The sequence below is a fragment of the Helicobacter pylori genome, from assembly GCF_011175115.1.
Lineage (GTDB): Bacteria > Campylobacterota > Campylobacteria > Campylobacterales > Helicobacteraceae > Helicobacter > Helicobacter pylori_DF.
Genome location: NZ_SHOW01000005.1, coordinates 52283 through 77515, shown reverse-complemented (window position 1 = coordinate 77515; position 25233 = coordinate 52283). Strand labels below are relative to the sequence as shown.

Here is a 25233-nt window from a genome sequence, read left to right as displayed (position 1 = left end):
GAGATTTTAAGCAAATTTAGATTAAAATGAGTCCTTGCTTGTATTTTTGAAAGTAGAGGAACGATTCGAAATGAAAATCAAGCCCAATTTTTGAAACGGAGTGCGAAAATGAAATTTTTAGCATTATTTTTTCTGGCTTTAGCAGGCGTTGCTTTCGCTCATGATGGTGGCATGGGTGGGATGGATATGATTAAATCCTATTCTATCTTAGGGGCGATGATCGGTCTAGGGATTGCCGCTTTTGGTGGGGCGATCGGCATGGGGAATGCGGCCGCAGCGACCATTACAGGCACAGCAAGAAACCCAGGAGTGGGCGGTAAATTGCTCACAACCATGTTCGTAGCCATGGCGATGATTGAAGCGCAAGTGATTTATACTCTAGTGTTTGCTATTATCGCTATTTATAGTAACCCATTCTTAAGTTAAGGGTTTTTTGATGGGCTAAATTATTGCTTAAAAAGCATGATTTAGCTATAATGCTTGTTTTAAATTTTTAGCACTGGTGGTGGAATTGGTAGACACGCCATCTTGAGGGGGTGGTGGGAGCAATCTCGTGCGAGTTCGAGTCTCGCCCAGTGCACCATTAAGTTTTTTTAAGGAATAAGTGGGTATAATCTCACTCCTTGTTCTATAACGCCGAAGTGGTGGAATTGGTAGACACGCTAGACTCAAAATCTGGTGGGAGCAATCCCGTGTCGGTTCGAGTCCGACCTTCGGCACCACTACTAGTAATTTTTTTCAATCTGCTTTTTATTTTTTTCATTTAAAATAGTTTTATCCCAAATAAATACCAAATCAATGATTGATTAGTGGGTTTTTAAGCCTTTTTTAAAGGGTTGTTAAGAGAATTTAAAGAAATTAAAAGAGAGAGCGTTTTACTCTATTAATTTTACTCCATTAAAAGGAGTGTGAGTTTAGGTATAATGGCAAGAAAAATTTGCATCAAATTTTATTGGAATGGATGAGAAAAATCTGCTTAAGTCATGTTGATCCAGATATATTTTAACCGGAGACTCTATCATGCTGGATTTGTCTTATAGCCTGGAGCGTGTCTTGCAAGAAGACCCGGCAGCTAGGAATAAGTGGGAGGTTCTTTTGCTTTATCCGGGCATTCATGCATTGCTTTGCCACCGCCTAGCGCATGCGTTGCACAAGAAAGGGTTTTATTTTATTGCGCGCGCGCTTTCTCAGTTAGCGCGTTTTATCACTGGGATAGAAATCCACCCTGGCGCTAAGATTGGGAGAGGGCTTTTTATTGATCATGGCATGGGTGTGGTGATTGGCGAGACCACAGAGATTGGAGATGATGTTACCATTTATCATGGCGTAACTCTAGGGGGCACGGGCAAGTTTAAGGGCAAGCGCCACCCTACTTTAGGCAACCGAGTGGTAGTGGGGGCAGGGGCTAAGGTCTTGGGCGCGATTTGCGTGGGCGATGATGTGAGGATTGGGGCTAATGCGGTGGTGCTTTCAGATTTACCCACGGGTTCTACGGCTGTAGGCGCTAAAGCCAAAACCATCACAAAGGATCGTTAATTCTAGACAAGCGGTTGAGCTAATTTGAGCCATGCGGATTGTTTTGAAATAAATTGATTAGAATTTATGAAATTTTATAGAGAGAATTTTAAAGATGAATAAAAGTAAAAAAGAGTTATTTTTGGAACTCGCACAACCTGATAAAAATGGGGTGAGTCGTTGGGTAAGCGTTACAGAATTTGTAGAAAAATACCAAGGATTACAGCTAGGTAATGGGGGGAGTTGGTGTAGGAATAACTCATCTTTGGTTAGAAATTTATATTAGAATTTGATAAAGGGCAAACTCCAGGAAATTCCATTGATAGAATACGCTTGAATGGCTATAATACCGAATGTGTTTTTAATCAAAGTATCCGTCAAGACATTAAAAACCACTATAAACAACAATGTTGCACTATGTGCGGTGCACACGGCAACTCTGAAAACACTCAAATAGAGGTGGATCATAAAGACGGCCGCAAGGATGATTCAAGAGTTTCTGATTCAAACGCACAGACTTTTGATGATTTTCAGGCTTTATGCAAAGCTTGTAATGATTAAGAAACGCCAGATTTGTAAAGAATGCAAAGAGACTGGCTATAGATTTGACGCAACAAAAATTCCTGGCAATCGTTATCCTTTCTATGAAGGGGAGGCTGAATATGACGGCTGTGTGGGTTGTTATCAATATGACCCCATACAATACAGGAAAACTTGTAATGGTAGGATATACAATGAAGGGCATCAAAAAGGCTATTATGAGGGGTATCAAAATGGATACCATCAAAAAACTACTTTATAGCGGTTGCAATGAACTACATCGGTTCTAAATACAAGCTCATTCCCTTTATTAAGGAAAATATCCATGCGGTTGCGGGCAATGATCTCTCTGGTGCGATTTTTTGTGATCTGTTCGCTGGGACGGGCATTGTGGGGCGTGCGTTTAAAAAAGCCGTTAATAAGGTTATTTCTAATGATTTGGAATATTATAGCTTTGTTTTGAATCAAAATTATATCGGCAACATTCAAGAAATCCCTAATCAAGAAGAGCTTATTGATAGGCTCAATAACATTGCTTTAAAAAAGGGCTTTATTTATTCGCATTATTCTTTAGGGGGGAGTTCAAGGCAGTATTTTAGCGAAACAAACGCTCAAAAAATTGATGCGATGCGTTTAAAAATTGAAGAGCTTAAGCTTTCTCAAAACATTGATAATTGCGCGTATTATTTTTTGCTCGCATCACTATTAGAGAGCGCGGACAAGGTGGCTAACACCGCTTCAGTTTATGGGGCTTTTTTAAAACGCCTTAAAAAAAGCGCTCAAAAAGAACTCATCTTAAAAGGCGCTCATTTTGATGTGAGTTTAAACGCTAATGAAGTGTATCAGCAAGATTCTAGCGAGTTGATCGGAAAGATTTCAGGGGATATTTTGTATTTAGACCCTCCTTATAATGCGAGGCAATACGGGGCGAATTACCATTTATTGAACACGATTGCTATTTATACGCCCTTTACTCCAAAAGGCAAAACCGGCTTGCCCAGTTACCAGAAATCCTCTTTTTGCTCTCGTTCTCAAATCTTAAACGCTTTTGAAAACTTGATCAAAAAAGCGCGATTCAAATATATTTTTTTAAGCTATAACAATGAAGGGCTTATGAGCGAGACAGAGATTAAAAATATTTTAAAAAAATACGGCGCTTACTCCTTAATGACCAAAACCTACATGCGTTTTAAAGCAGATAACAAACGCACCCATAAAGCCGCGCACACCAAAGAGTGTTTGCATGTTCTTATCAAATAAGAGTCAAAATAACCCAACCTTTAAATGGCAAAAATAATCGCTTAAATAAGGTAAAATGAAACCAAAATAAGCCTATAAAAAAGGGGAAATCATGGCGCTTGAAGTGGTTTTATGGGATTTTGATGGCGTGATTTTTGACAGCATGCATTTAAAATACGAAGGGTTTAAGGCGTTGTTTCAAAAGCATGGCAACGATAATAAAGAGGGTTTGAAACAATTTGAAGTTTATCACTATCAAAGTGGGGGGATTTCAAGGAATGAAAAGATCCAATACTTTTATAACGAGATTTTAAAAACCCCTATCGCTCAAGAAGAAATAGATGCATTAGCCCTAGAGTTTGGCGCCATTATAGAGCAAAAGCTTTTTGATAGGGGGCATTTGAACAGCGAAGTGATGGCGTTTATTGATAAGCATTATAAAAATTACATTTTCCATATCGCTTCAGCGGCCTTGCATAGCGAATTGCAAGTGTTGTGCGAGTTTTTAGGGATTACTAAGTATTTTAAGAGCGTTGAAGGGAGTCCGCCCAATAAACCCAAAATCATCGCTAATATCATTCAAAAATACGCCTATAACCCAAGCCGCATGCTAATGATAGGCGATAGCGTCAATGACTATGAAAGCGCTAAGGCTAATAAAGTGGCGTTTTTGGGTTACAACAGCAAGGTTTTGAAAAATTTAGTGGGGCAAGATGGCTATCAAGGGAAGTATTTGGAGAGCTTTAAGGGGTTTGATTTACAAAACTTCAAGCAAGAATAAAGCCAGCTGATTAGTCAAGATTGTCTTTGTGTTGGCTCATGTCAATGATGACTTCACAGCGTTCAATCGTGCTTAAGCGGTGGGCGATAACGATTAGGGTTTTATTTTTAGCGATTTGATAGATTTCATCCATGATTTTACTCTCGGTTTCATTGTCTAGGGCCGAAGTGGCTTCATCTAAAACCAAAATTTCAGGGTTATCGTATAAGGCTCTTGCAATGCCTATGCGCTGTTTTTGACCGCCACTAAGCTTAGCGCCCCCTTCGCCCACTTGGGTTTTAAGGCCCTCATGCTCGCATAAAAAATCATAAATATGAGCCATTTTGCACACCTTAATCAAGCGTTTTTCATCTATAGCGCTCCCAAAAGCGATATTATCCCCCACAGTGCCATCAAAAAGGTAAATATTTTGGGGGATATAGCCTATTTTTTTACGCCATGAGCGCCTGTTTTCGTTGGTTAAAAGGGTGTTATCAATAAAAATTTCCCCACTTTTAGGGTAAGTAAGCCCCATAATAATATCCGCCAGCGTGGATTTCCCGCACCCGCTATGGCCTATGAGAGCGACTTTTTGACCTTTTTGAATGGTGAGGTTGAAATTTTTTAAAACCGGGTGTTTTGACTTATAAGCGAATGAGATGTTTTGGAGAGTGATTTTTTTATTAAAGTCTAAAGGGACTAAATCCTCTTCAACGATGGTTTTAGTAAGGCTTTTAAAAACAATGTTAGTCGCAAGCTGGTTGTAAGCGATCTCATTATATTGATTCAAAACGCCAGTAACAGAAGGGAGCGTGCGATAAAGCGCTAGAGCATACATAGAAATGGTAGGAAGCACCATTTTAGCTTCGCCGTATTTGAATAAAATGTAAGCGACCGCTAAAATCAACAAACTAAAACCCACCGTTTCTAATGAATACCTGGGGACCACTTGTAAAGTGGCGTAAATGATCTCAGTGTCATGGGCTTTACGGCTATTTTCTCCAAAAAGCTTGTGGGCTTCTTCGTGGTTGTCTTTGAGTTTAGTGATTTTGAAATTGCTGAAAAATTTGGAAAAAACTTTAAGCGTTTGCGCCCTAGATTTTGCCGCTATCTCGCCCTTTTTTTGAATAAGAATGGTGATTTTTTTAGTGATGATAAAAATTTGTATAGAGATGATTAGAGTGAATACAAGCGTTAACTTCCAGTTAGTGATTAATAGCGTGGAATAGAAAAAAACGATCACGGTTAATTCAGTGAGTAGATTCAAAAAAGCGTTAAAGCTCATAAACATGCCATCCGCTTTATTATTGATAATGTCTCTTAAAGAATCCAAGTTGTGGTTAAGGTGGGAGAGGTAGTTGCTTTTAATGTGCTGTAAAAAAAGTTGTTGCTTGATTTGATAAGCTTTCTTATTGGAAAAACGCCCTTTCAAATAAGTGAAAGACACCCCATAAAACATCCTGAACAAATAAATCCCCACCAAGCAAAAACTAAAGAAATACATAAGGCGAACGGGAGATGAAAAATGGAAAAAATCATAGACCATTTTCCAGTCTTTATCGTCTAAAGCCCTGCTAGGATCGGAAGCGAGAGTGATAAAAGGCATTAAGAGGGTTAGAGACATCACTTCCACAAAAGAAGAAAAAACCGCCATCAGCACAAGCAGGAAAAAAACCATTTTTTCCTTGAAAGTGATGAGCATATAGATTTGCTTTAAAGAGCGTAAAAAGTATTTTAAAGTAGAAATTTTATGTTTTTTTTTCGCCATAATTTAAGTGTCCATAAATTCTTTCAATATGTAATGAGCTTTGAGCTGTGTTAAGCCAAATTGAGCTAGATTATAGCTAAAATTTTAACCATGCTCTGTGCCATACGAATAATTTAGCTTTCTGTCATCATTTCTTGACAAGTCAAGTATAAAACTGCTATAATCCCAAGTCTTTGATTATTTTAGTTGCTGGCTTAGCTCAGTTGGTAGAGCAGCTGCCTTGTAAGCAGCAGGTCGGGGGTTCAAGTCCCTTAGCCAGCTCCAGTTAAAATGTTATTTTGCGAAGTTTTTGGTGAGATACTCAAGTGGCCAACGAGGGCAGACTGTAAATCTGCTGACTATGTCTTCCGTGGTTCGAATCCACGTCTCACCACCATTTTGTTTTTTTAGATGCGGGAATAGCTCAGTTGGCTAGAGCATCAGCCTTCCAAGCTGAGGGTCGCGGGTTCGAGCCCCGTTTCCCGCTCCATTTTTAGGATAACATTTTAGTTTTTGAGACGCCTATATAGCTCAGAGGCAGAGCACTTCCTTGGTAAGGAAGAGGTCGGCGGTTCAATTCCGCTTATAGGCTCCAGTTTATAATCTCTTGAATGGCGATAAGACAAAAATGTCTTAAATTTTGTGGTAGCATTTAGGAATACTTAGGATTTTGTTTAGTATAATTCTAAAATCCATTTCAAAAAATTAAGGAGAAATACAAATGGCAAAAGAAAAGTTTAATAGAACTAAGCCACATGTTAATATTGGAACCATTGGGCATGTAGACCATGGTAAAACGACTTTGAGTGCAGCGATTTCAGCGGTGCTTTCTTTGAAAGGTCTTGCAGAAATGAAAGACTATGATAATATTGATAACGCCCCTGAAGAAAAAGAAAGAGGGATCACTATCGCTACTTCTCACATTGAATATGAGACTGAAAACAGACACTATGCGCATGTGGATTGCCCAGGACACGCTGACTATGTAAAAAACATGATCACCGGTGCGGCGCAAATGGACGGAGCGATTTTGGTTGTTTCTGCAGCTGATGGTCCTATGCCTCAAACTAGAGAACATATCTTATTGTCTCGTCAAGTAGGCGTGCCTCACATTGTTGTTTTCTTAAACAAACAAGACATGGTAGATGACCAAGAATTGTTGGAACTTGTAGAAATGGAAGTGCGCGAGTTGTTGAGCGCGTATGAATTCCCTGGCGATGACACTCCTATCATAGCGGGTTCAGCTTTGAGAGCTTTAGAAGAAGCAAAGGCTGGTAATGTGGGTGAATGGGGTGAAAAAGTGCTTAAACTCATGGCTGAAGTGGATGCCTATATCCCTACTCCAGAAAGAGACACTGAAAAAACTTTCTTGATGCCGGTTGAAGACGTGTTTTCTATCGCAGGTAGAGGGACTGTGGTTACAGGTAGGATTGAAAGAGGCGTGGTGAAAGTGGGCGATGAAGTGGAAATCGTTGGTATCAGACCTACACAAAAAACGACTGTAACCGGTGTAGAAATGTTTAGAAAAGAATTAGAAAAAGGTGAAGCCGGCGATAATGTGGGCGTGCTTTTGAGAGGAACTAAAAAAGAAGAAGTAGAACGCGGTATGGTTCTATGCAAACCAGGTTCTATCACTCCGCACAAGAAATTTGAGGGAGAAATTTATGTCCTTTCTAAAGAAGAAGGCGGGAGACACACTCCATTCTTCACCAATTACCGCCCGCAATTCTATGTGCGCACGACTGATGTGACTGGCTCTATCACCCTTCCTGAAGGCGTAGAAATGGTTATGCCTGGCGATAATGTGAAAATCACTGTAGAATTGATTAGCCCTGTTGCGTTAGAGTTGGGAACTAAATTTGCGATTCGTGAAGGCGGTAGGACTGTTGGTGCTGGTGTTGTGAGCAATATTATTGAATAATCTTACTCATATGGAAGTAAAAAAGTTACCATAAAGGTCGCTAATAAAGGGTTATCATGAAAGTTAAAATAGGGTTGAAATGTTCTGATTGTGAAGACATCAATTACAGCACAACCAAGAACGCTAAAACTAACACTGAAAAACTGGAGCTTAAGAAGTTCTGCCCAAGGGAAAACAAACACACTCTTCATAAAGAAATCAAATTGAAGAGCTAGTTCTTTCTTTTGTGTTGTGATTGAAAAGGAGGGGAGGTTAGGTCAGTAGCTCCAATGGTAGAGCGTCGGTCTCCAAAACCGGTTGTTGGGGGTTCGAGTCCCTCCTGGCCTGCCATCTACTAATTTATTCTATCAAATTTTTGTTTCAATTGGATTGTTTTTGAATTTTTTAATTTTAGTTTAAGCTATTTTGGATAAGATTGAAAATTCTTTTAATGTATAAATGTATGAAGTTTAAGTGAGGGCGAAAAGAAACTATGGATAAATGGCTCATGCAATATAAATTAGCTAGAGAAGAGCTTTCTAAAGTGATATTTCCTATTAAGGAGCAGATACGCAACGCGCTTGTTTCTGTTTTGGTGGTGGTGAGTGCTATCACGCTGTTTTTAGCTTTGTTGGATTTTTTTCTGGGGGCTTTTGTCTCTAGTGTTCTATAGGTTGGTGGCTTTAAATTAAGGAGAATAATGATGGATTGGTATGCTATACAAACTTATTCAGGGAGCGAGCAGTCCGTTAAGAAAGCGATTGAGAATCTAGCGAATGACCATAATATAAGAGATAGGATACAAGAGATCATTGTACCTACTGAAGATATTATAGAGGTTTCTAAAAAAAGCAAGACGAAAGTAACGGAACGAAGCCTTTATCCTGGGTATGTTTTTATTAAGGTGGATTTAGATACGGTTTTGTGGCATAAGATACAATCTTTGCCAAGAGTGAGCCGTTTTATTGGAGAAAATAAAAAGCCAACCCCATTGAGTGAAGCGGATATTGGGCATATTCTAGAAAAAATGAATAACCGAGCAGCCCCCAAGCCAAAAATCTTTTTTGAGCAAGGCGAAGTGGTGCGCGTGGTGGAAGGCCCTTTTGCGAACTTTACCGCTACGGTGGAAGAGTATGATGTGGAGCACCGCAAACTCAAGCTCAATGTTTCTATTTTTGGTAGGAACACTCCAATAGAGATTTTGCATTCGCAAGTGGAAAAAATTATATAACTTTTTAAGGAGAAAACATGGCTAAAAAAGTAGTCGGAGAAATCAAACTTCAAATCCCTGCCGGTAAGGCAAACCCTTCACCTCCCGTAGGGCCAGCGTTGGGCCAAAGAGGGGTTAATATCATGGAATTTTGTAAGGCTTTTAATGAGAGAACTAAAGACATGGGGAGTTTTAATATCCCAGTGATTATCACGGTTTATCAAGACAAAAGTTTTACTTTCATCACTAAAAAGCCTCCGGTAACGGATTTGATCAAAAAAGCTTCTGGGGTTGAAAAAGGTTCTGACAACCCGCTCAAAAATAAGATCGCAAAGCTCACCCACAAGCAAGTGGAAGAGATTGTGCAATTGAAAATGGAAGATTTAAACACAAGCACCATGGAAGCGGCCAAAAAAATCGTTATGGGTAGCGCTAGGAGCATGGGCGTAGAAGTTGTGGATTGATTGGGTTTTGTTGGAATTGAAAGAAATTTTTAAGGATTAGAATCGTGGCAAAAAAAGTATTTAAAAGATTGGAAAAACTTTTTTCTAAAATTCAAAACGATAAAGCGTATGGCGTAGAGCAAGGCGTAGAGGTGGTTAAATCCCTCGCTTCAGCCAAATTTGATGAAACCGTGGAAGTAGCGTTAAGGCTAGGGGTTGATCCAAGGCATGCGGATCAAATGGTGCGCGGTGCGGTGGTGCTTCCTCATGGAACAGGGAAAAAAGTAAGAGTGGCCGTTTTTGCAAAAGACATCAAGCAAGATGAAGCCAAAAACGCTGGGGCTGATGTCGTTGGCGGAGACGATTTGGCTGAAGAAATCAAAAACGGCCGTATTGATTTTGACATGGTGATCGCAACGCCTGATATGATGGCGGTTGTCGGTAAAGTGGGTAGGATTTTAGGCCCTAAGGGTTTGATGCCAAACCCTAAAACCGGAACCGTTACGATGGATATTGCTAAAGCGGTTACTAACGCTAAAAGCGGTCAAGTGAATTTCAGGGTGGATAAAAAGGGCAATGTTCATGCCCCTATTGGCAAAGCGAGTTTTCCTGAAGAAAAAATCAAAGAAAACATGCTTGAGTTGGTTAAAACGATCAACCGCCTAAAACCCAGTAGTGCGAAAGGCAAGTATATTAGAAACGCCGCTCTTTCGCTCACCATGTCGCCTTCAGTGAGTTTGGACGCACAGGAATTGATGGATATTAAATAGCGTTAGGAGTTTTTAATCTTAGGCTGAAGATCGTAAGAGCTAAAAAGCTTAAAATTTCTTTTTTAAAAAGATAATCTTGCAGAGGTCTAGTCTAGAAAGGAGGAAAAGATGCAAAAACAACATCAAAGGCAGCATAAAGTAGAGCTAGTCGCTAACTTAAAATCGCAATTTGATAGCGCCAAAGCCCTTTTGATTTGCGATTATAAGGGTCTTAGCGTGAAAAAGTTGGAAGCTTTAAGGAATAAGGCTCGCACTCAAGGCATTAAAGTGCAAGTGATTAAGAACACTCTTGCTCATATTGCCATGAAAGAGGCCGGCTATTCTGATTTGGATTTGAAAGAAACCAATGTGTTTTTGTGGGGCGGTGATCAAATCGCTCTCTCTAAACTCGTGTTTGATTTCCAAAAAGAGCATAAAGATCACTTTGTGTTGAAAGCGGGCTTGTTTGATAAAGAAAGCGTTAGCGTAGCTCATGTGGAAGTGGTTTCAAAACTCCCGAGCAAAGAAGAGCTTATGGGAATGTTGCTTTCTGTTTGGACGGCTCCGGCGCGTTATTTTGTGACCGGTTTAGACAATTTGCGTAAAGCGAAAGAAGAAAACTAAGAGCCTATGATGGCTTTAATTAAAAAAATTTGAAGGATTGGATTATGGCAATTTCAAAAGAAGAAGTGTTAGAGTATATTGGTTCATTGAGCGTTTTAGAGCTTTCTGAATTGGTTAAAATGTTTGAGGAAAAATTTGGCGTGAGCGCGACTCCAACGGTCGTAGCCGGTGCGGCTGTAGCCGGTGGTGCTGCGGCTGAGAGCGAAGAAAAAACCGAATTTAATGTGATTTTGGCTGATAGCGGCGCTGAAAAAATCAAGGTGATTAAAGTGGTTCGTGAAATCACCGGGCTTGGCCTAAAAGAAGCTAAAGACGCTACCGAAAAAACCCCTCATGTGCTTAAAGAGGGCGTGAATAAAGAAGAAGCTGAAACCATCAAGAAGAAACTTGAAGAAGTAGGTGCTAAGGTTGAAGTCAAGTAAGACTTAAAAACAGAAAGGTCTTTGCGCCTTTCTCTGCTCTAGTGTGGCAGATGATTTTGCTCCATGATTTTGTTTGTGAGCGTGTAGCCTAAAGTGGTTAGTATTGCAGGTGGGTTTGGTATTTTTATCATGGATGGTTCTAAAGTTTAAAGATCCTTTTGCAATGCTTACTTGAATTAATGCATTAAATAACTCAAAATTTTTGATCAAAGGCTTGAAATATGTCAAAAAAAATTCCCCTAAAAAACCGCTTGAGAGCTGATTTTACAAAAACCCCGACAGATTTAGAAGTTCCTAATTTATTATTATTACAACGAGACAGCTATGATTCTTTCTTGTATTCTAAAGAGGGTAAAGAGAGCGGGATTGAAAAGGTTTTTAAATCCATTTTCCCTATCCAAGATGAGCATAACCGCATCACTTTAGAATACGCGGGTTGCGAATTTGGCAAGTCTAAATACACTGTTAGAGAAGCGATGGAGAGGGGTATTACCTACTCTATCCCCCTCAAAATTAAAGTGCGCTTGATCTTGTGGGAAAAAGATACCAAAAGTGGCGAAAAGAACGGTATCAAGGATATTAAAGAACAAAGCATTTTCATTCGTGAGATCCCTTTGATGACAGAACGCACTTCATTTATTATCAATGGGGTGGAGCGCGTGGTGGTCAATCAGCTCCACAGAAGCCCCGGTGTGATTTTTAAAGAAGAAGAGTCCAGCACTTCTTTAAACAAGATCATTTACACAGGGCAAATCATCCCTGATAGGGGTTCGTGGCTGTATTTTGAATACGATTCTAAAGATGTTTTGTATGCTCGTATCAACAAACGCCGTAAAGTGCCTGTTACCATTTTATTCAGGGCAATGGATTATCAAAAACAAGACATCATCAAAATGTTCTACCCGCTTGTTAAAGTGCGTTATGAAAACGATAAATATTTGATCCCGTTTGCCTCATTAGACGCCAATCAAAGAATGGAATTTGACTTGAAAGATCCTCAAGGCAAGGTTATCCTTTTAGCAGGAAAAAAGCTCACTTCAAGAAAGATTAAAGAGCTTAAAGAAAACCATCTAGAATGGGTGGAATACCCTATGGATATTTTACTCAATCGTCATTTAGCTGAGCCTGTTATGGTGGGGAAAGAAGTCTTATTGGACATGCTCACTCAGCTAGATAAAAACAAATTAGAAAAAATCCACGATTTAGGCGTGCAAGAATTTGTGATCATCAACGATCTAGCGTTAGGGCATGACGCTTCCATTATCCATTCTTTTTTGGCCGATTATGAGTCTTTGAAATTGCTCAAGCAAACGGAAAAAATTGATGATGAAAACGCTCTAGCAGCGATTCGTATCCATAAGGTTATGAAACCAGGCGATCCTGTTACGACTGAAGTGGCTAAGCAATTTGTCAAAAAACTTTTCTTTGACCCTGAACGCTATGATTTGACCATGGTGGGGCGCATGAAAATGAATCACAAGTTAGGCTTGCATGTGCCTGATTACATCACGACTTTAACGCATGAAGATATTATCACCACCGTTAAATACCTCATGAAAATCAAAAACAATCAGGGCAAGATTGATGATAGGGATCACTTGGGCAATCGTAGGATCAGAGCGGTAGGGGAACTATTGGCCAATGAATTGCATTCAGGCTTAGTGAAAATGCAAAAGACCATTAAAGACAAGCTCACTACCATGAGCGGGGCTTTTGATTCGCTCATGCCCCATGACTTGGTTAATTCTAAAATGATCACCAGCACCATCATGGAATTTTTCATGGGCGGTCAGCTCTCGCAATTCATGGATCAAACTAACCCTTTGAGTGAAGTTACGCACAAACGACGCCTTTCAGCGCTCGGTGAAGGGGGGTTGGTGAAAGACAGGGTAGGGTTTGAAGCTAGGGATGTGCACCCCACGCATTATGGCCGAATTTGTCCCATTGAGACCCCAGAAGGTCAAAATATCGGTTTGATCAACACCCTTTCCACTTTCACGAGGGTGAATGATTTAGGCTTTATTGAAGCCCCTTATAAAAAGGTTGTGGATGGCAAGGTAGTGGGTGAGACGATTTATTTGACCGCTATTCAAGAAGACAGCCACATCATCGCTCCCGCAAGCACCCCCATTGATGAAGAGGGTAATATTTTGGGCGATTTGATTGAAACGCGCGTGGAAGGCGAAATCGTTTTAAACGAAAAGAGTAAAGTAACCTTAATGGATTTAAGCTCTAGCATGCTAGTAGGGGTCGCCGCATCGCTCATTCCTTTCTTAGAGCATGATGACGCTAACCGCGCTTTAATGGGGACTAACATGCAGCGCCAAGCCGTGCCGTTATTAAGAAGCGACGCTCCCATTGTAGGCACAGGGATTGAAAAAATTATCGCTAGGGATTCTTGGGGAGCGATCAAAGCCAATCGCGCAGGCGTTGTAGAAAAAATTGATTCTAAAAATATTTATATTTTAGGCGAAGGCAAAGAAGAAGCCTATATTGATGCGTATTCTTTGCAAAAAAACTTACGCACCAACCAAAACACCAGTTTCAATCAAGTCCCTATCGTTAAGGTGGGCGATAAAGTGGAAGCCGGGCAAATCATCGCTGATGGCCCTAGCATGGATAGAGGCGAGTTAGCGTTAGGGAAAAATGTGCGCGTGGCGTTCATGCCTTGGAATGGCTACAATTTTGAAGACGCGATCGTGGTGAGTGAGCGCATCACTAAAGACGATGTTTTCACTTCCACGCACATTTATGAAAAAGAAGTGGACGCTAGGGAGCTTAAGCATGGCGTGGAGGAATTTACCGCTGATATTCCTGACGTGAAAGAAGAAGCGCTCGCCCATCTTGATGAAAGCGGGATCGTTAAAGTCGGTACTTATGTGAGCGCTGGCATGATTTTAGTGGGCAAGACTTCTCCTAAAGGCGAGATTAAAAGCACGCCTGAAGAGCGGCTCTTAAGGGCTATTTTTGGGGATAAAGCCGGGCATGTGGTCAATAAGAGTTTGTATTGCCCCCCCAGTTTGGAAGGCACGGTGATTGATGTGAAGGTCTTCACTAAAAAAGGCTATGAGAAAGACGCGCGAGTTTTGAGCGCGTATGAAGAAGAAAAAGCCAAGCTTGATATGGAGCATTTTGACCGCTTGACCATGCTTAATAGAGAAGAATTGTTGCGCGTCAGTTCGCTCCTTTCTCAAGCGATTTTAGAAGAGCCTTTCAGCCACAATGGTAAGGATTATAAAGAAGGCGATCAAATCCCTAAAGAAGAAATCGCTTCAATCAACCGCTTCACTTTGGCCAGTTTAGTCAAAAAGTATTCTAAAGAAGTGCAAAACCACTATGAAGTGACTAAAAACAATTTCTTAGAGCAAAAGAAAGTTTTGGGCGAAGAGCATGAAGAAAAGCTCTCTATTTTAGAAAAAGACGATATTTTGCCTAATGGCGTGATCAAAAAAGTCAAGCTCTATATCGCTACAAAACGGAAGCTTAAAGTGGGCGATAAAATGGCAGGAAGGCATGGGAATAAAGGGATTGTGTCTAATATCGTGCCGGTTGCGGATATGCCTTATACCGCTGATGGCGAGCCTGTGGATATTGTCTTAAACCCTTTAGGCGTGCCAAGCCGCATGAACATCGGACAGATTTTAGAAATGCATTTAGGCTTAGTGGGGAAAGAATTTGGGAAACAAATCGCTAGCATGCTAGAGGATAAAACTAAAGATTTTGCCAAAGAATTGCGCGCTAAAATGCTAGAAATCGCTAACGCCATTAATGAAAAAGACCCCTTGACAATCCATGTGCTTGAGAATTGCTCTGATGAAGAGCTTTTGGAATACGCTAAAGATTGGAGCAAGGGCGTTAAGATGGCTATCCCTGTGTTTGAAGGCATCTCGCAAGAAAAATTTTACAAGCTGTTTGAATTAGCCAAGATCGCTATGGATGGCAAAATGGATCTGTATGACGGGCGCACAGGCGAAAAAATGAGGGAACGCGTGAATGTGGGCTACATGTATATGATCAAACTCCACCATTTAGTGGATGAAAAAGTCCATGCCAGAAGCACAGGCCCTTATAGCTTAGTAACGCACCAGCCTGTTGGGGGTAAAGCGCTCTTTGGGGGTCAAAGGTTTGGGGAAATGGAAGTGTGGGCGCTAGAAGCTTATGGTGCAGCGCACACTCTAAAAGAAATGCTTACCATTAAATCCGATGATATTAGAGGCAGAGAGAACGCTTATAGGGCTATCGCTAAAGGTGAGCAAGTGGGTGAGAGTGAAATCCCTGAGACTTTCTATGTTTTGACTAAAGAATTGCAATCGCTCGCTTTGGATATTAATATTTTTGGGGACGATGTGGATGAAGATGGAGCACCTAAACCCATTGTCATTAAAGAAGATGACAGGCCTAAAGACTTTAGCTCTTTCCAGCTCACTCTAGCCAGCCCTGAAAAAATCCATTCTTGGAGTTATGGGGAAGTTAAAAAGCCAGAAACGATCAATTATCGCACCCTAAAACCTGAACGAGACGGCTTGTTTTGCATGAAAATCTTTGGCCCCACTAAAGATTATGAATGCTTGTGCGGTAAATACAAAAAGCCTCGCTTCAAAGACATTGGCACATGCGAAAAATGCGGCGTGGCGATCACGCACTCCAAAGTCAGGCGTTTCAGAATGGGGCATATTGAATTGGCCACTCCTGTAGCGCATATCTGGTATGTCAATTCCTTGCCTAGCCGTATCGGCACGCTTTTAGGCGTTAAGATGAAAGACTTAGAGCGCGTGTTGTATTATGAAGCTTATATCGTTAAAGAACCAGGCGAAGCCGCTTATGACAATGAAGGCACTAAGCTTGTGATGAAATACGATATTTTGAATGAAGAGCAGTATCAAAATATCTCACGAAGATACGAAGACAGGGGCTTTGTAGCGCAAATGGGTGGCGAAGCGATCAAGGATTTGTTAGAAGAAATTGATTTGATCACCTTATTGCAGAGCTTGAAAGAAGAAGTGAAGGACACCAATTCCGATGCGAAAAAGAAAAAACTCATTAAGCGTTTGAAAGTGGTAGAAAGCTTTTTAAATTCTGGTAACAGGCCTGAGTGGATGATGCTCACGGTTTTACCGGTATTGCCACCGGATTTAAGGCCTTTAGTCGCACTAGATGGCGGGAAGTTTGCGGTCAGCGATGTGAATGAATTGTATCGTCGTGTCATCAATCGTAACCAACGCTTGAAACGCCTAATGGAGCTTGGGGCGCCAGAAATCATTGTGCGCAATGAAAAAAGGATGCTGCAAGAAGCCGTGGATGTGCTTTTTGATAACGGCCGCAGCACCAATGCGGTTAAAGGGGCTAACAAGCGCCCTTTAAAATCGCTCAGTGAAATCATTAAAGGCAAGCAAGGGCGTTTCAGGCAAAACCTTTTAGGCAAGCGCGTGGATTTTTCAGGCAGAAGCGTGATTGTGGTTGGGCCTAACCTTAAAATGGATGAATGTGGGTTGCCTAAAAACATGGCGTTAGAACTCTTCAAACCGCATTTGTTATCCAAGCTTGAAGAGAGAGGCTATGCCACCACGCTCAAACAAGCTAAACGCATGATTGAACAAAAGAGCAATGAAGTGTGGGAATGCTTGCAAGAAATCACAGAGGGGTATCCGGTGCTGCTCAACCGCGCTCCTACCTTGCACAAGCAATCCATTCAGGCGTTCCATCCAAAGCTGATTGATGGTAAAGCGATCCAATTGCACCCGTTAGTGTGTTCAGCGTTTAACGCCGATTTTGACGGGGATCAAATGGCGGTGCATGTGCCTTTAAGCCAGGAAGCGATCGCTGAATGCAAGGTGCTGATGCTAAGCTCTATGAATATCCTTCTGCCCGCTAGCGGTAAAGCCGTAGCCATTCCTAGCCAGGATATGGTTTTAGGGCTTTATTATCTTTCTTTGGAAAAGAGCGGGGTCAAGGGCGAGCATAAACTTTTTTCTAGCGTGAATGAAATCATCACTGCTATTGACACGAAAGAATTAGACATCCACGCAAAGATTAGGGTTTTAGATCGAGGGAATATTATCGCTACGAGCGCGGGGCGCATGATCATCAAGTCCATTTTGCCTGACTTTATCCCTACTGATTTGTGGAACAGACCCATGAAGAAAAAAGATATTGGCGTGCTTGTGGATTATGTGCATAAAGTCGGTGGTATTGGCATTACCGCAACCTTTTTGGATAATTTAAAAACGCTTGGCTTTAGGTATGCGACTAAGGCTGGTATTTCTATCTCTATGGAAGATATTATCACGCCAAAAGACAAGCAAAAAATGGTGGAAAAAGCCAAAATAGAGATTAAAAAAATCCAGCAACAATACGATCAAGGGCTGCTCACTGACCAAGAGCGTTACAATAAGATCATTGACACTTGGACTGAAGTCAATGACAGAATGAGTAAAGAAATGATGAGCACTATCGCAAAAGATAAAGAGGGCTTTAACTCTATTTATATGATGGCAGATAGCGGCGCAAGGGGTAGTGCGGCGCAAATCCGTCAGCTTTCAGCGATGAGGGGTCTTATGACAAAGCCAGATGGCAGCATCATTGAAACGCCCATTATTTCTAACTTTAAAGAGGGGTTGAATGTCTTAGAATACTTCAATTCTACGCATGGCGCTAGAAAGGGCTTAGCGGATACAGCGCTAAAAACAGCCAATGCGGGGTATTTGACCAGAAAGCTCATTGATGTCTCGCAAAATGTCAAGGTGGTGTCTGATGATTGCGGCACGCATGAAGGGATTGAAATCACGGATATTGCGGTGGGGAGTGAGCTGATTGAACCTCTAGAGGAGCGTATTTTTGGGCGCGTTTTATTAGAAGATGTGATCGATCCCATTACGAATGAAATCTTGCTTTATGCGGACACTTTGATTGATGAAGAGGGCGCTAAAAAGGTGGTTGAAGCCGGGATTAAATCCATTACGATCCGCACCCCAGTAACTTGTAAAGCGCCAAAGGGCGTGTGCACGAAATGTTATGGCTTGAATTTGGGCGAAGGCAAGATGAGTTATCCAGGTGAAGCGGTGGGCGTGGTAGCCGCGCAATCTATTGGGGAGCCTGGAACGCAGCTCACTTTAAGGACTTTCCATGTGGGCGGGACAGCGAGCAGGAGTCAGGATGAGCGCGAAATTGTAGCGAGCAAAGAAGGTTTTGTGCGTTTTTACAACCTTAGGACTTACACGAATAAAGATGGTAAAAACATTATCGCTAACCGCCGTAACGCTTCTATTTTAGTGGTAGAGCCTAAGATTAAAGCACCTTTTGATGGGGAATTACGCATTGAAACGGTCTATGAAGAAGTCGTTGTGAGCGTGAAAAATGGCGAGCAAGAAGCTAAGTTCGTTTTAAGAAGAAGCGATATTGTCAAGCCGAGCGAATTAGCCGGCGTTGGCGGTAAGATTGAGGGGAAAGTGTATTTGCCTTATGCTAGTGGGCATAAGGTGCATAAGGGGGGAAGTATCGCTGATATTATCCAAGAGGGCTGGAATGTGCCTAATCGCATCCCTTATGCGAGCGAATTGCTAGTTAGGGATAATGACCCTATTGCACAAGATGTGTATGCCAAAGAAAAAGGCGCAATCAAATACTATGTTTTAGAGGCTAATCATTTAGAGCGCACCCATGGGATCAAAAGGGGCGATATTGTGAGCGAAAAAGGCTTGTTTGCGGTGGTAGCTGATGATAATGGTAGGGAAGCCGCTCGCCATTATATCGCTAGGGGTTCTGAGATCTTGATTGATGATAATAGTGAAGTGAGCGCTAATAGCGTGATTTCTAAACCCACGACTAACACTTTCAAAACGATTGCCACATGGGATCCTTACAACACCCCTATCATTGCGGACTTTAAGGGTAAGGTGAGTTTTGTGGATATTATCGCAGGGGTTACGGTCGCTGAAAAAGAAGACGAAAATACCGGTATCACCAGTTTAGTGGTGAACGATTACATCCCAAGCGGGTACAAACCAAGCTTGTTTTTAGAGGGGGCTAATGGCGAAGAGATGCGTTATTTCCTAGAGCCAAAAACTTCTATCGCCATTAGCGATGGCTCTAGCGTGGAGCAGGCTGAAGTGTTAGCGAAAATCCCTAAAGCGACCGTTAAATCCAGGGATATTACTGGGGGTCTCCCAAGGGTTTCTGAACTCTTTGAAGCGAGAAAACCCAAGCCTAAAGATGTGGCGATCCTTTCTGAAGTGGATGGGATTGTGAGTTTTGGCAAACCCATTCGCAATAAAGAACACATCATCGTAACTTCTAAAGATGGCCGTTCCATGGATTATTTTGTGGATAAAGGTAAGCAAATTTTAGTGCATGCCGATGAATTTGTGCATGCGGGAGAAGCGATGACAGATGGAGTAATCTCAAGCCATGATATTTTAAGGATCAGCGGCGAAAAAGAGCTTTATAAATACATTGTGAGCGAAGTCCAGCAAGTGTATCGCAGGCAGGGGGTAAGCATTGCCGACAAGCACATTGAAATCATTGTCTCTCAAATGCTAAGGCAAGTGCGTATTTTAGACAGCGGGGATAGCAAGTTTATTGAAGGGGATTTAGTCAGTAAAAAACTCTTCAAAGAAGAAAACGCTCGTGTGATCGCTTTAAAAGGCGAGCCAGCGATTGCTGAACCGGTGCTTTTAGGGATCACTAGAGCGGCTATTGGGAGCGATAGCATCATTTCAGCGGCCTCTTTCCAAGAAACGACTAAAGTTTTAACAGAAGCCAGTATCGCTATGAAAAAAGACTTTTTAGAGGATTTGAAAGAGAATGTGGTGTTGGGGAGGATGATCCCTGTGGGAACGGGCATGTATAAGAATAAAAAAATCGTGCTAAGAACGCTTGAGGATAACTCTAAATTTTGATATAAAAAATCGGTTAAGATTTTTAAAAGAAAAATTAGGGTAAAATGGGGGAACTTTTAGTTTTAAATTTTTAGAATAAGGAAGAATAGTGCCTACTATCAATCAGTTGATTAGAAAAGAAAGGAAAAAGGTGGTTAAAAAAACGAAATCACCTGCATTAGTGGAATGCCCTCAAAGAAGAGGGGTTTGTACTAGGGTTTATACGACTACCCCTAAAAAGCCTAACTCGGCTTTAAGAAAGGTCGCTAAGGTCCGTTTGACCAGTAAATTTGAAGTGATCAGTTATATCCCTGGTGAAGGGCATAACTTGCAAGAACACTCCATTGTGTTAGTGCGTGGGGGTAGGGTTAAGGATTTACCCGGTGTGAAATACCACATCGTTCGTGGTGCTTTAGACACTGCAGGGGTCAATAAAAGAACGGTTTCACGCTCTAAATATGGGACTAAAAAAGCTAAAGCAACCGACAAGAAAGCAACCGACAACAAGAAAAAATAAGAGGAAAACAAAAACATGAGAAGAAGAAAAGCACCCGTTAGGGAGGTTTTGGGCGATCCTGTTTATGGGAACAAGGTGGTAACGAAGTTTATCAATAAAATGATGTTCGATGGCAAGAAAAGCGTAGCGGAAAAAATCATTTACAAAGCTTTTAATAAGATTGAAGAAAAAAGCGGTGAAAAAGGGATTGAAGTGTTTGAAAAAGCCCTAGAAAGAGTGCGTCCTTTAGTGGAAGTGCGCAGCAGAAGAGTGGGTGGGGCTACCTATCAAGTGCCGGTAGAAGTGAGGGCGAGCCGCCAGCAGTCGCTATCTATCCGTTGGATTTTAGAAGCGACCAGAAAACGCAATGAAAGAATGATGGTGGATAGACTGGCTAACGAACTTATGGATGCGGCTAGCGATAAGGGTGCGGCTTTTAAGAAAAAAGAAGATGTGCATAAAATGGCAGAAGCGAATAAAGCGTTCGCGCACTACCGCTGGTAATTGGAGTTAGAATGGCTAGAAAAACCCCATTAAACAGGATCAGAAATATCGGTATCGCCGCTCACATTGATGCTGGGAAAACCACCACTTCTGAAAGGATTCTATTCTACACAGGCGTGAGCCATAAGATTGGTGAAGTGCATGACGGTGCAGCGACAATGGATTGGATGGAGCAAGAAAAAGAAAGAGGGATCACTATCACTTCTGCGGCAACGACTTGTTTTTGGAAAGATCACCAAATCAATTTGATTGACACCCCAGGGCATGTGGATTTCACTATTGAAGTGGAGCGATCCATGCGCGTGCTGGATGGCGCGGTTTCGGTGTTTTGCTCGGTTGGGGGCGTGCAGCCTCAAAGCGAGACCGTGTGGCGTCAAGCGAATAAATACGGCGTGCCTAGGATTGTTTTTGTCAATAAAATGGATAGGATTGGGGCGAATTTCTATAATGTAGAAAACCAGATTAAGCTTCGCTTGAAAGCTAATCCTGTGCCTATTAATATCCCTATTGGGGCTGAAGACACTTTCATTGGCGTGATTGATTTAGTCCAAATGAAAGCGATCGTTTGGAATAATGAAACCATGGGAGCCAAATACGATGTGGAAGAAATCCCTAGCGATTTGTTAGAAAAGGCTAAACAATACCGAGAAAAGCTTGTAGAAGCCGTAGCTGAGCAAGATGAAGCCTTGATGGAAAAGTATTTAGGCGGTGAAGAATTGAGTATTGAAGAAATCAAAAAAGGCATTAAAGCGGGTTGTTTGAACATGAGCCTTGTCCCCATGCTTTGTGGTTCTTCTTTTAAAAATAAAGGCGTACAGACTTTATTAGACGCAGTCATTGATTACCTGCCAGCGCCTACGGAGGTTGTGGATATTAAGGGGATTGATCCAAAAACTGAAGAAGAGGTTTTTGTGAAATCCAGCGATGATGGCGAGTTTGCCGGTTTGGCGTTTAAAATCATGACGGATCCTTTTGTGGGCCAACTCACTTTTGTGCGCGTGTATCGCGGCAAGCTAGAGTCCGGTAGCTATGTGTATAACTCCACCAAAGACAAAAAAGAGCGCGTGGGAAGACTCCTTAAAATGCACTCCAATAAGAGAGAAGACATTAAAGAAGTTTATGCGGGTGAGATTTGTGCGTTTGTGGGCTTAAAAGACACGCTAACTGGGGACACGCTTTGCGATGAAAAAAATGCGGTTGTTCTAGAGAGAATGGAATTTCCTGAGCCGGTCATTCACATTGCTGTGGAGCCTAAGACGAAAGCAGACCAGGAAAAAATGGGCGTAGCGTTAGGCAAGCTCGCTGAAGAGGATCCAAGCTTTAGGGTGATGACTCAAGAAGAAACCGGGCAAACTCTCATTGGCGGTATGGGTGAATTGCACCTAGAAATCATCGTGGATAGATTGAAGAGAGAATTTAAGGTGGAAGCTGAAATCGGTCAGCCGCAAGTCGCCTTTAGAGAGACTATCCGCTCAAGCGTGAGCAAAGAGCATAAATACGCTAAGCAAAGCGGTGGTCGTGGGCAATACGGGCATGTGTTTATCAAGCTTGAGCCTAAAGAGCCTGGCAGTGGGTATGAATTTGTGAATGAAATTTCTGGGGGCGTGATCCCTAAAGAATATATCCCTGCGGTGGATAAGGGTATTCAAGAAGCGATGCAAAATGGCGTTTTGGCGGGCTATCCGGTGGTGGATTTTAAAGTTACCCTTTATGATGGGAGCTACCATGATGTGGATTCTTCAGAAATGGCGTTTAAAATCGCTGGCTCTATGGCGTTTAAAGAAGCGAGTCGTGCGGCTAACCCGGTTTTATTAGAGCCTATGATGAAAGTGGAAGTGGAAGTCCCTGAAGAATACATGGGTGATGTGATTGGCGATTTAAACAGAAGAAGAGGGCAAATCAATTCTATGGACGATAGATTAGGCTTGAAAATCGTGAACGCTTTCGTGCCGTTAGTGGAAATGTTTGGTTATTCCACAGATTTACGATCAGCCACTCAAGGGCGTGGGACTTACTCTATGGAGTTTGATCATTATGGCGAAGTGCCTAGCAATATCGCTAAGGAAATCGTGGAAAAACGCAAAGGCTGATTTTGTAATAACGCTCTCTTGTGAGAGGGCGTTGTTGCAAGTGCTATCTAAATTCTTTCTCTTTTGAATTAAATTCTTTCTCTTTTGAATTAAATTCTTTCTCTTTTGAATTAAATTCTTTCTCTTTTGAATTAAAAAGACTTTTTGAGTGGGTTTATTCTCCCTTTTATCCTTTTAGCTATCTTTTTTCGTTTTTAGTTTGCCTATGAAATTGATTTTTCGCTCTATTCTTGTCAAATAGGGGTAACTAAAACTTTTTAATTTTTAAAAAATGGGGTTTTGGTTATTTTGTTTTATAGTAAAATTCATTTTCTTAAGTTTATTTAAAACTCATTTTTTAAGAGATAGAGGGTACATTTTGAAATAACTCTTACACTATAAGACCGCCTTACAAGAAATTTTGCTTGACTAACGACAAGCTCTTTTGTATTCAATCTTAAAAAACGCTTTTTGGTATTTTTCAAATTTTTATAATCAATTTTTTATTAAAACAAAGCCTTGTTAAAATGCCTTAAAAAGTTTGTCAAGGGGATAAAAACACACTAACAAACAGAAAATTAACGCTCAATCTCTTTTAAAAAAGCCAATGCAATTATAAATACCCAATACTTTTATTGATTCACCATTTTATTGATTCTTTCAGGGTAGCGGGCCCCTTCTATTTTGATTGCAGTCAATTCTTTTTGGAAAATCTCCAATTCTTTTTGACTCCAAGAAACCTGCAAAGCCCCTATATTTTCTATGAGCCTGGATTCTTTGGTGGTGCCAAAGAGAGGGACAATGATTTTTTGCGTGTGCAAAATCCATGAGAGAGCCAGTTGGGCTGGTGTAACGCCTTTAGCGTGTGCATGATCTTGGATTAATTCCACCAAGACATAATTTTTGGCTAGATTTTCTTGATTAAACCTAGGAGAAACGCTTCTAAAATCCTCACTAGCGAAGGTGGCATTTTTTTCAAATTTCGCGCCTAAAAACCCCTTACCCAAAGGCGAAAAAGCGACAAATCCAATTTTTTCTTTTTGTAAAAAACCTAAAATCTCTTTTTCAGGTTCGCGCCACCACAAGGAATATTCGCTCTGCAACGCGCTTAAAGGGCAAATTTGATGGGCTTTTTGGATGCTAGATAACCCTGCCTCACTCATCCCCCAAGCTTTAATTTTTCCTTCTTTAATAAGAGCTTGCATAACTTCTGCCACTTCTTCTATGGGCGTGTTAGTATCCATGCGGTGTTGGTAGTATAAATCAATGCATTCTACTTTTAAGCGTTTCAAACTCCCTTCAATGGCGCTCTTAATGCGGTTAGGACTGGAGTCTAAAAACATGGTTGCGTATTTGTCATTAGGATCTGCGTAGTAAATCCCAAACTTGCTCGCTACCACAACCTTGTCTTTAAAAGGCTTGATTGCTTCGCCTAAAAGCTTTTCATTATCTTCCCCATAAGCCTCTGCAGTGTCAAAAAAGTTAATACCCAATTCCAAAGCCTTATGGATAAGTTTAACCATTTGCTTTTTATCATGGACTTCCCCATACCCATAAGTCATGCCCATGCACCCTAGAGCTAACGCACCCACTTTTAAAGGGCCTAAATGACGCTGTTGCATACAAACTCCTTGATTTCATATTGTTTTTTCAGTATAACCGCAATCTTAATTTTTGTCAAACTTTCTAAAACCAAAGATAATTTATCAAGTTTTTTGTATTATAGTTTTTTTAAGGTAGCAAAACCACCAAACCAATCAAAAATTTGATTGGTTTCTATTCATTTACTTTTGAGAAATATAATTCTCTCGCTTTTAAGATCATCACAAGGAGTTTCGTATGAAAAAGCAAATCTTGACAGGTGTTTTATTATCAGTTTTGGCAGTGAGTTCTGCATACGCTCACAAAGATAAAAAAGACGCTAAAAAACCTGAGTTAAGCTCTCAATTAGTGGCTCACAAAGATAAAAAAGACGCTAAAAAACCTGAGTTAAGCTCTCAATTAGTGGCTCACAAAGATAAAAAAGACGCTAAAAAACCTAAAAACTCAGTGGCTTAAGGGCTTTTGACTCAAAAAAGCGTTTTTAAAAACGCTTTTTTGAATATTATCCTATCACTTTTTACCACTCTTTAATTTTTCGCA

The 25233-nt window shown here is 41.1% G+C and carries 19 protein-coding genes, 7 tRNA genes and 1 pseudogene; 25 read left to right on the top strand and 2 right to left on the bottom strand.

The genetic code is table 11. The features are described from left to right. Nucleotides 1–108 precede the first annotated feature (108 nt). From EXS92_RS05980 to EXS92_RS05945, 7 genes and pseudogenes are all read left to right on the top strand, one after another. Complete coding sequence (locus tag EXS92_RS05980; protein ID WP_000669961.1) at nt 109–426, top strand: F0F1 ATP synthase subunit C; 318 nt, start codon at nt 109–111, stop codon at nt 424–426. 70 nt (nt 427–496) lie between these two features. Beyond that, nucleotides 497–583, top strand: a tRNA-Leu gene (locus tag EXS92_RS05975). A 52-nt stretch (nt 584–635) separates the two neighbouring features. Beyond that, nucleotides 636–722: transfer RNA gene (locus EXS92_RS05970), tRNA-Leu, on the top strand. Between the two features lie 298 nt (nt 723–1020). Continuing rightward, nucleotides 1021–1536 carry a serine O-acetyltransferase gene (gene cysE, locus EXS92_RS05965; RefSeq protein WP_000886319.1) on the top strand — a complete coding sequence of 172 codons (516 nt, stop codon included), beginning with the start codon at nt 1021–1023 and terminating at the stop codon, nt 1534–1536. 94 nt (nt 1537–1630) lie between these two features. Beyond that, a pseudogene (locus tag EXS92_RS08030) lies at nt 1631–2317 on the top strand (HNH endonuclease). Nucleotides 2318–2325: 8 nt separating this feature from the next. Then, nucleotides 2326–3315, top strand: a complete 990-nt coding sequence (locus EXS92_RS05950) for a DNA adenine methylase (RefSeq protein WP_165515864.1) — start codon at nt 2326–2328, stop codon at nt 3313–3315. Nucleotides 3316–3406: 91 nt separating this feature from the next. Further along, nucleotides 3407–4075 (top strand): HAD family hydrolase, encoded by a 669-nt coding sequence (locus EXS92_RS05945; RefSeq protein ID WP_165515863.1) that lies wholly within the window; start codon nt 3407–3409, stop codon nt 4073–4075. A gap of 10 nt (nt 4076–4085) precedes the next feature. On the opposite strand, the gene EXS92_RS05940 is transcribed toward EXS92_RS05945, so the two are convergent. Continuing rightward, nucleotides 4086–5822, bottom strand: a complete 1737-nt coding sequence (locus EXS92_RS05940; protein WP_001074946.1) for an ABC transporter ATP-binding protein/permease — start codon at nt 5820–5822, stop codon at nt 4086–4088. A 188-nt stretch (nt 5823–6010) separates the two neighbouring features. Here EXS92_RS05940 and EXS92_RS05935 point away from each other — a divergent pair. The 17 genes from EXS92_RS05935 (at nt 6011) to fusA (ending at nt 23112) form a co-directional block, all read left to right on the top strand. Continuing rightward, nucleotides 6011–6086: transfer RNA gene (locus EXS92_RS05935), tRNA-Thr, on the top strand. Nucleotides 6087–6113: 27 nt separating this feature from the next. Then, a tRNA-Tyr gene (locus EXS92_RS05930) sits at nt 6114–6198 on the top strand. Nucleotides 6199–6214: 16 nt separating this feature from the next. Continuing rightward, nucleotides 6215–6291: transfer RNA gene (locus EXS92_RS05925), tRNA-Gly, on the top strand. 30 nt (nt 6292–6321) lie between these two features. Beyond that, nucleotides 6322–6396 (top strand) — tRNA-Thr (locus EXS92_RS05920). A 126-nt stretch (nt 6397–6522) separates the two neighbouring features. Then, on the top strand, nt 6523–7722 hold the full coding sequence (gene tuf / locus EXS92_RS05915) for an elongation factor Tu (protein ID WP_001040574.1): 1200 nt from the start codon (nt 6523–6525) through the stop codon (nt 7720–7722). Between the two features lie 56 nt (nt 7723–7778). Next, nucleotides 7779–7937 carry a 50S ribosomal protein L33 gene (gene rpmG, locus EXS92_RS05910; protein ID WP_000865159.1) on the top strand — a complete coding sequence of 53 codons (159 nt, stop codon included), beginning with the start codon at nt 7779–7781 and terminating at the stop codon, nt 7935–7937. 39 nt (nt 7938–7976) lie between these two features. After that, a tRNA-Trp gene (locus EXS92_RS05905) sits at nt 7977–8052 on the top strand. Between the two features lie 142 nt (nt 8053–8194). After that, nucleotides 8195–8374, top strand: coding sequence for a preprotein translocase subunit SecE (secE, locus tag EXS92_RS05900; RefSeq protein WP_000362122.1), 180 nt, complete (start codon nt 8195–8197; stop codon nt 8372–8374). A 30-nt stretch (nt 8375–8404) separates the two neighbouring features. Next, nucleotides 8405–8932 (top strand): transcription termination/antitermination protein NusG, encoded by a 528-nt coding sequence (nusG, locus tag EXS92_RS05895; protein ID WP_001846772.1) that lies wholly within the window; start codon nt 8405–8407, stop codon nt 8930–8932. A gap of 17 nt (nt 8933–8949) precedes the next feature. Then, entirely contained in the window at nt 8950–9375 is a 426-nt protein-coding gene (gene rplK / locus EXS92_RS05890) for a 50S ribosomal protein L11 (protein ID WP_001086000.1), read from the top strand. 44 nt (nt 9376–9419) lie between these two features. Beyond that, the gene (gene rplA, locus EXS92_RS05885; RefSeq protein WP_001085847.1) at nt 9420–10124 is read left to right on the top strand and encodes a 50S ribosomal protein L1; all 705 of its coding nucleotides are present in this window, start codon (nt 9420–9422) and stop codon (nt 10122–10124) included. A 108-nt stretch (nt 10125–10232) separates the two neighbouring features. Then, nucleotides 10233–10727: a 50S ribosomal protein L10 gene (rplJ, locus tag EXS92_RS05880; protein ID WP_165515862.1), complete on the top strand. Its 495-nt coding sequence runs from the start codon at nt 10233–10235 to the stop codon at nt 10725–10727. Between the two features lie 44 nt (nt 10728–10771). Next, nucleotides 10772–11149: a 50S ribosomal protein L7/L12 gene (gene rplL, locus EXS92_RS05875; protein WP_001018228.1), complete on the top strand. Its 378-nt coding sequence runs from the start codon at nt 10772–10774 to the stop codon at nt 11147–11149. Nucleotides 11150–11370: 221 nt separating this feature from the next. Further along, the gene (locus tag EXS92_RS05870) at nt 11371–20043 is read left to right on the top strand and encodes a DNA-directed RNA polymerase subunit beta/beta' (protein ID WP_165515861.1); all 8673 of its coding nucleotides are present in this window, start codon (nt 11371–11373) and stop codon (nt 20041–20043) included. Between the two features lie 88 nt (nt 20044–20131). Continuing rightward, complete coding sequence (gene rpsL, locus EXS92_RS05865; protein WP_001142321.1) at nt 20132–20539, top strand: 30S ribosomal protein S12; 408 nt, start codon at nt 20132–20134, stop codon at nt 20537–20539. Nucleotides 20540–20554: 15 nt separating this feature from the next. After that, nucleotides 20555–21022, top strand: a complete 468-nt coding sequence (gene rpsG / locus EXS92_RS05860; protein WP_001254357.1) for a 30S ribosomal protein S7 — start codon at nt 20555–20557, stop codon at nt 21020–21022. Between the two features lie 11 nt (nt 21023–21033). Next, nucleotides 21034–23112 carry an elongation factor G gene (gene fusA, locus EXS92_RS05855; protein ID WP_108356091.1) on the top strand — a complete coding sequence of 693 codons (2079 nt, stop codon included), beginning with the start codon at nt 21034–21036 and terminating at the stop codon, nt 23110–23112. 611 nt (nt 23113–23723) lie between these two features. Here the strand turns inward: fusA and EXS92_RS05850 are convergent. After that, nucleotides 23724–24713, bottom strand: coding sequence for an aldo/keto reductase (locus tag EXS92_RS05850; RefSeq protein ID WP_165511753.1), 990 nt, complete (start codon nt 24711–24713; stop codon nt 23724–23726). Between the two features lie 217 nt (nt 24714–24930). Between EXS92_RS05850 and EXS92_RS05845 the strand changes: the two genes are divergently transcribed. Then, the gene (locus tag EXS92_RS05845) at nt 24931–25149 is read left to right on the top strand and encodes a hypothetical protein (RefSeq protein ID WP_000744170.1); all 219 of its coding nucleotides are present in this window, start codon (nt 24931–24933) and stop codon (nt 25147–25149) included. The last annotated feature ends 84 nt before the right edge of the window (nt 25150–25233 follow it).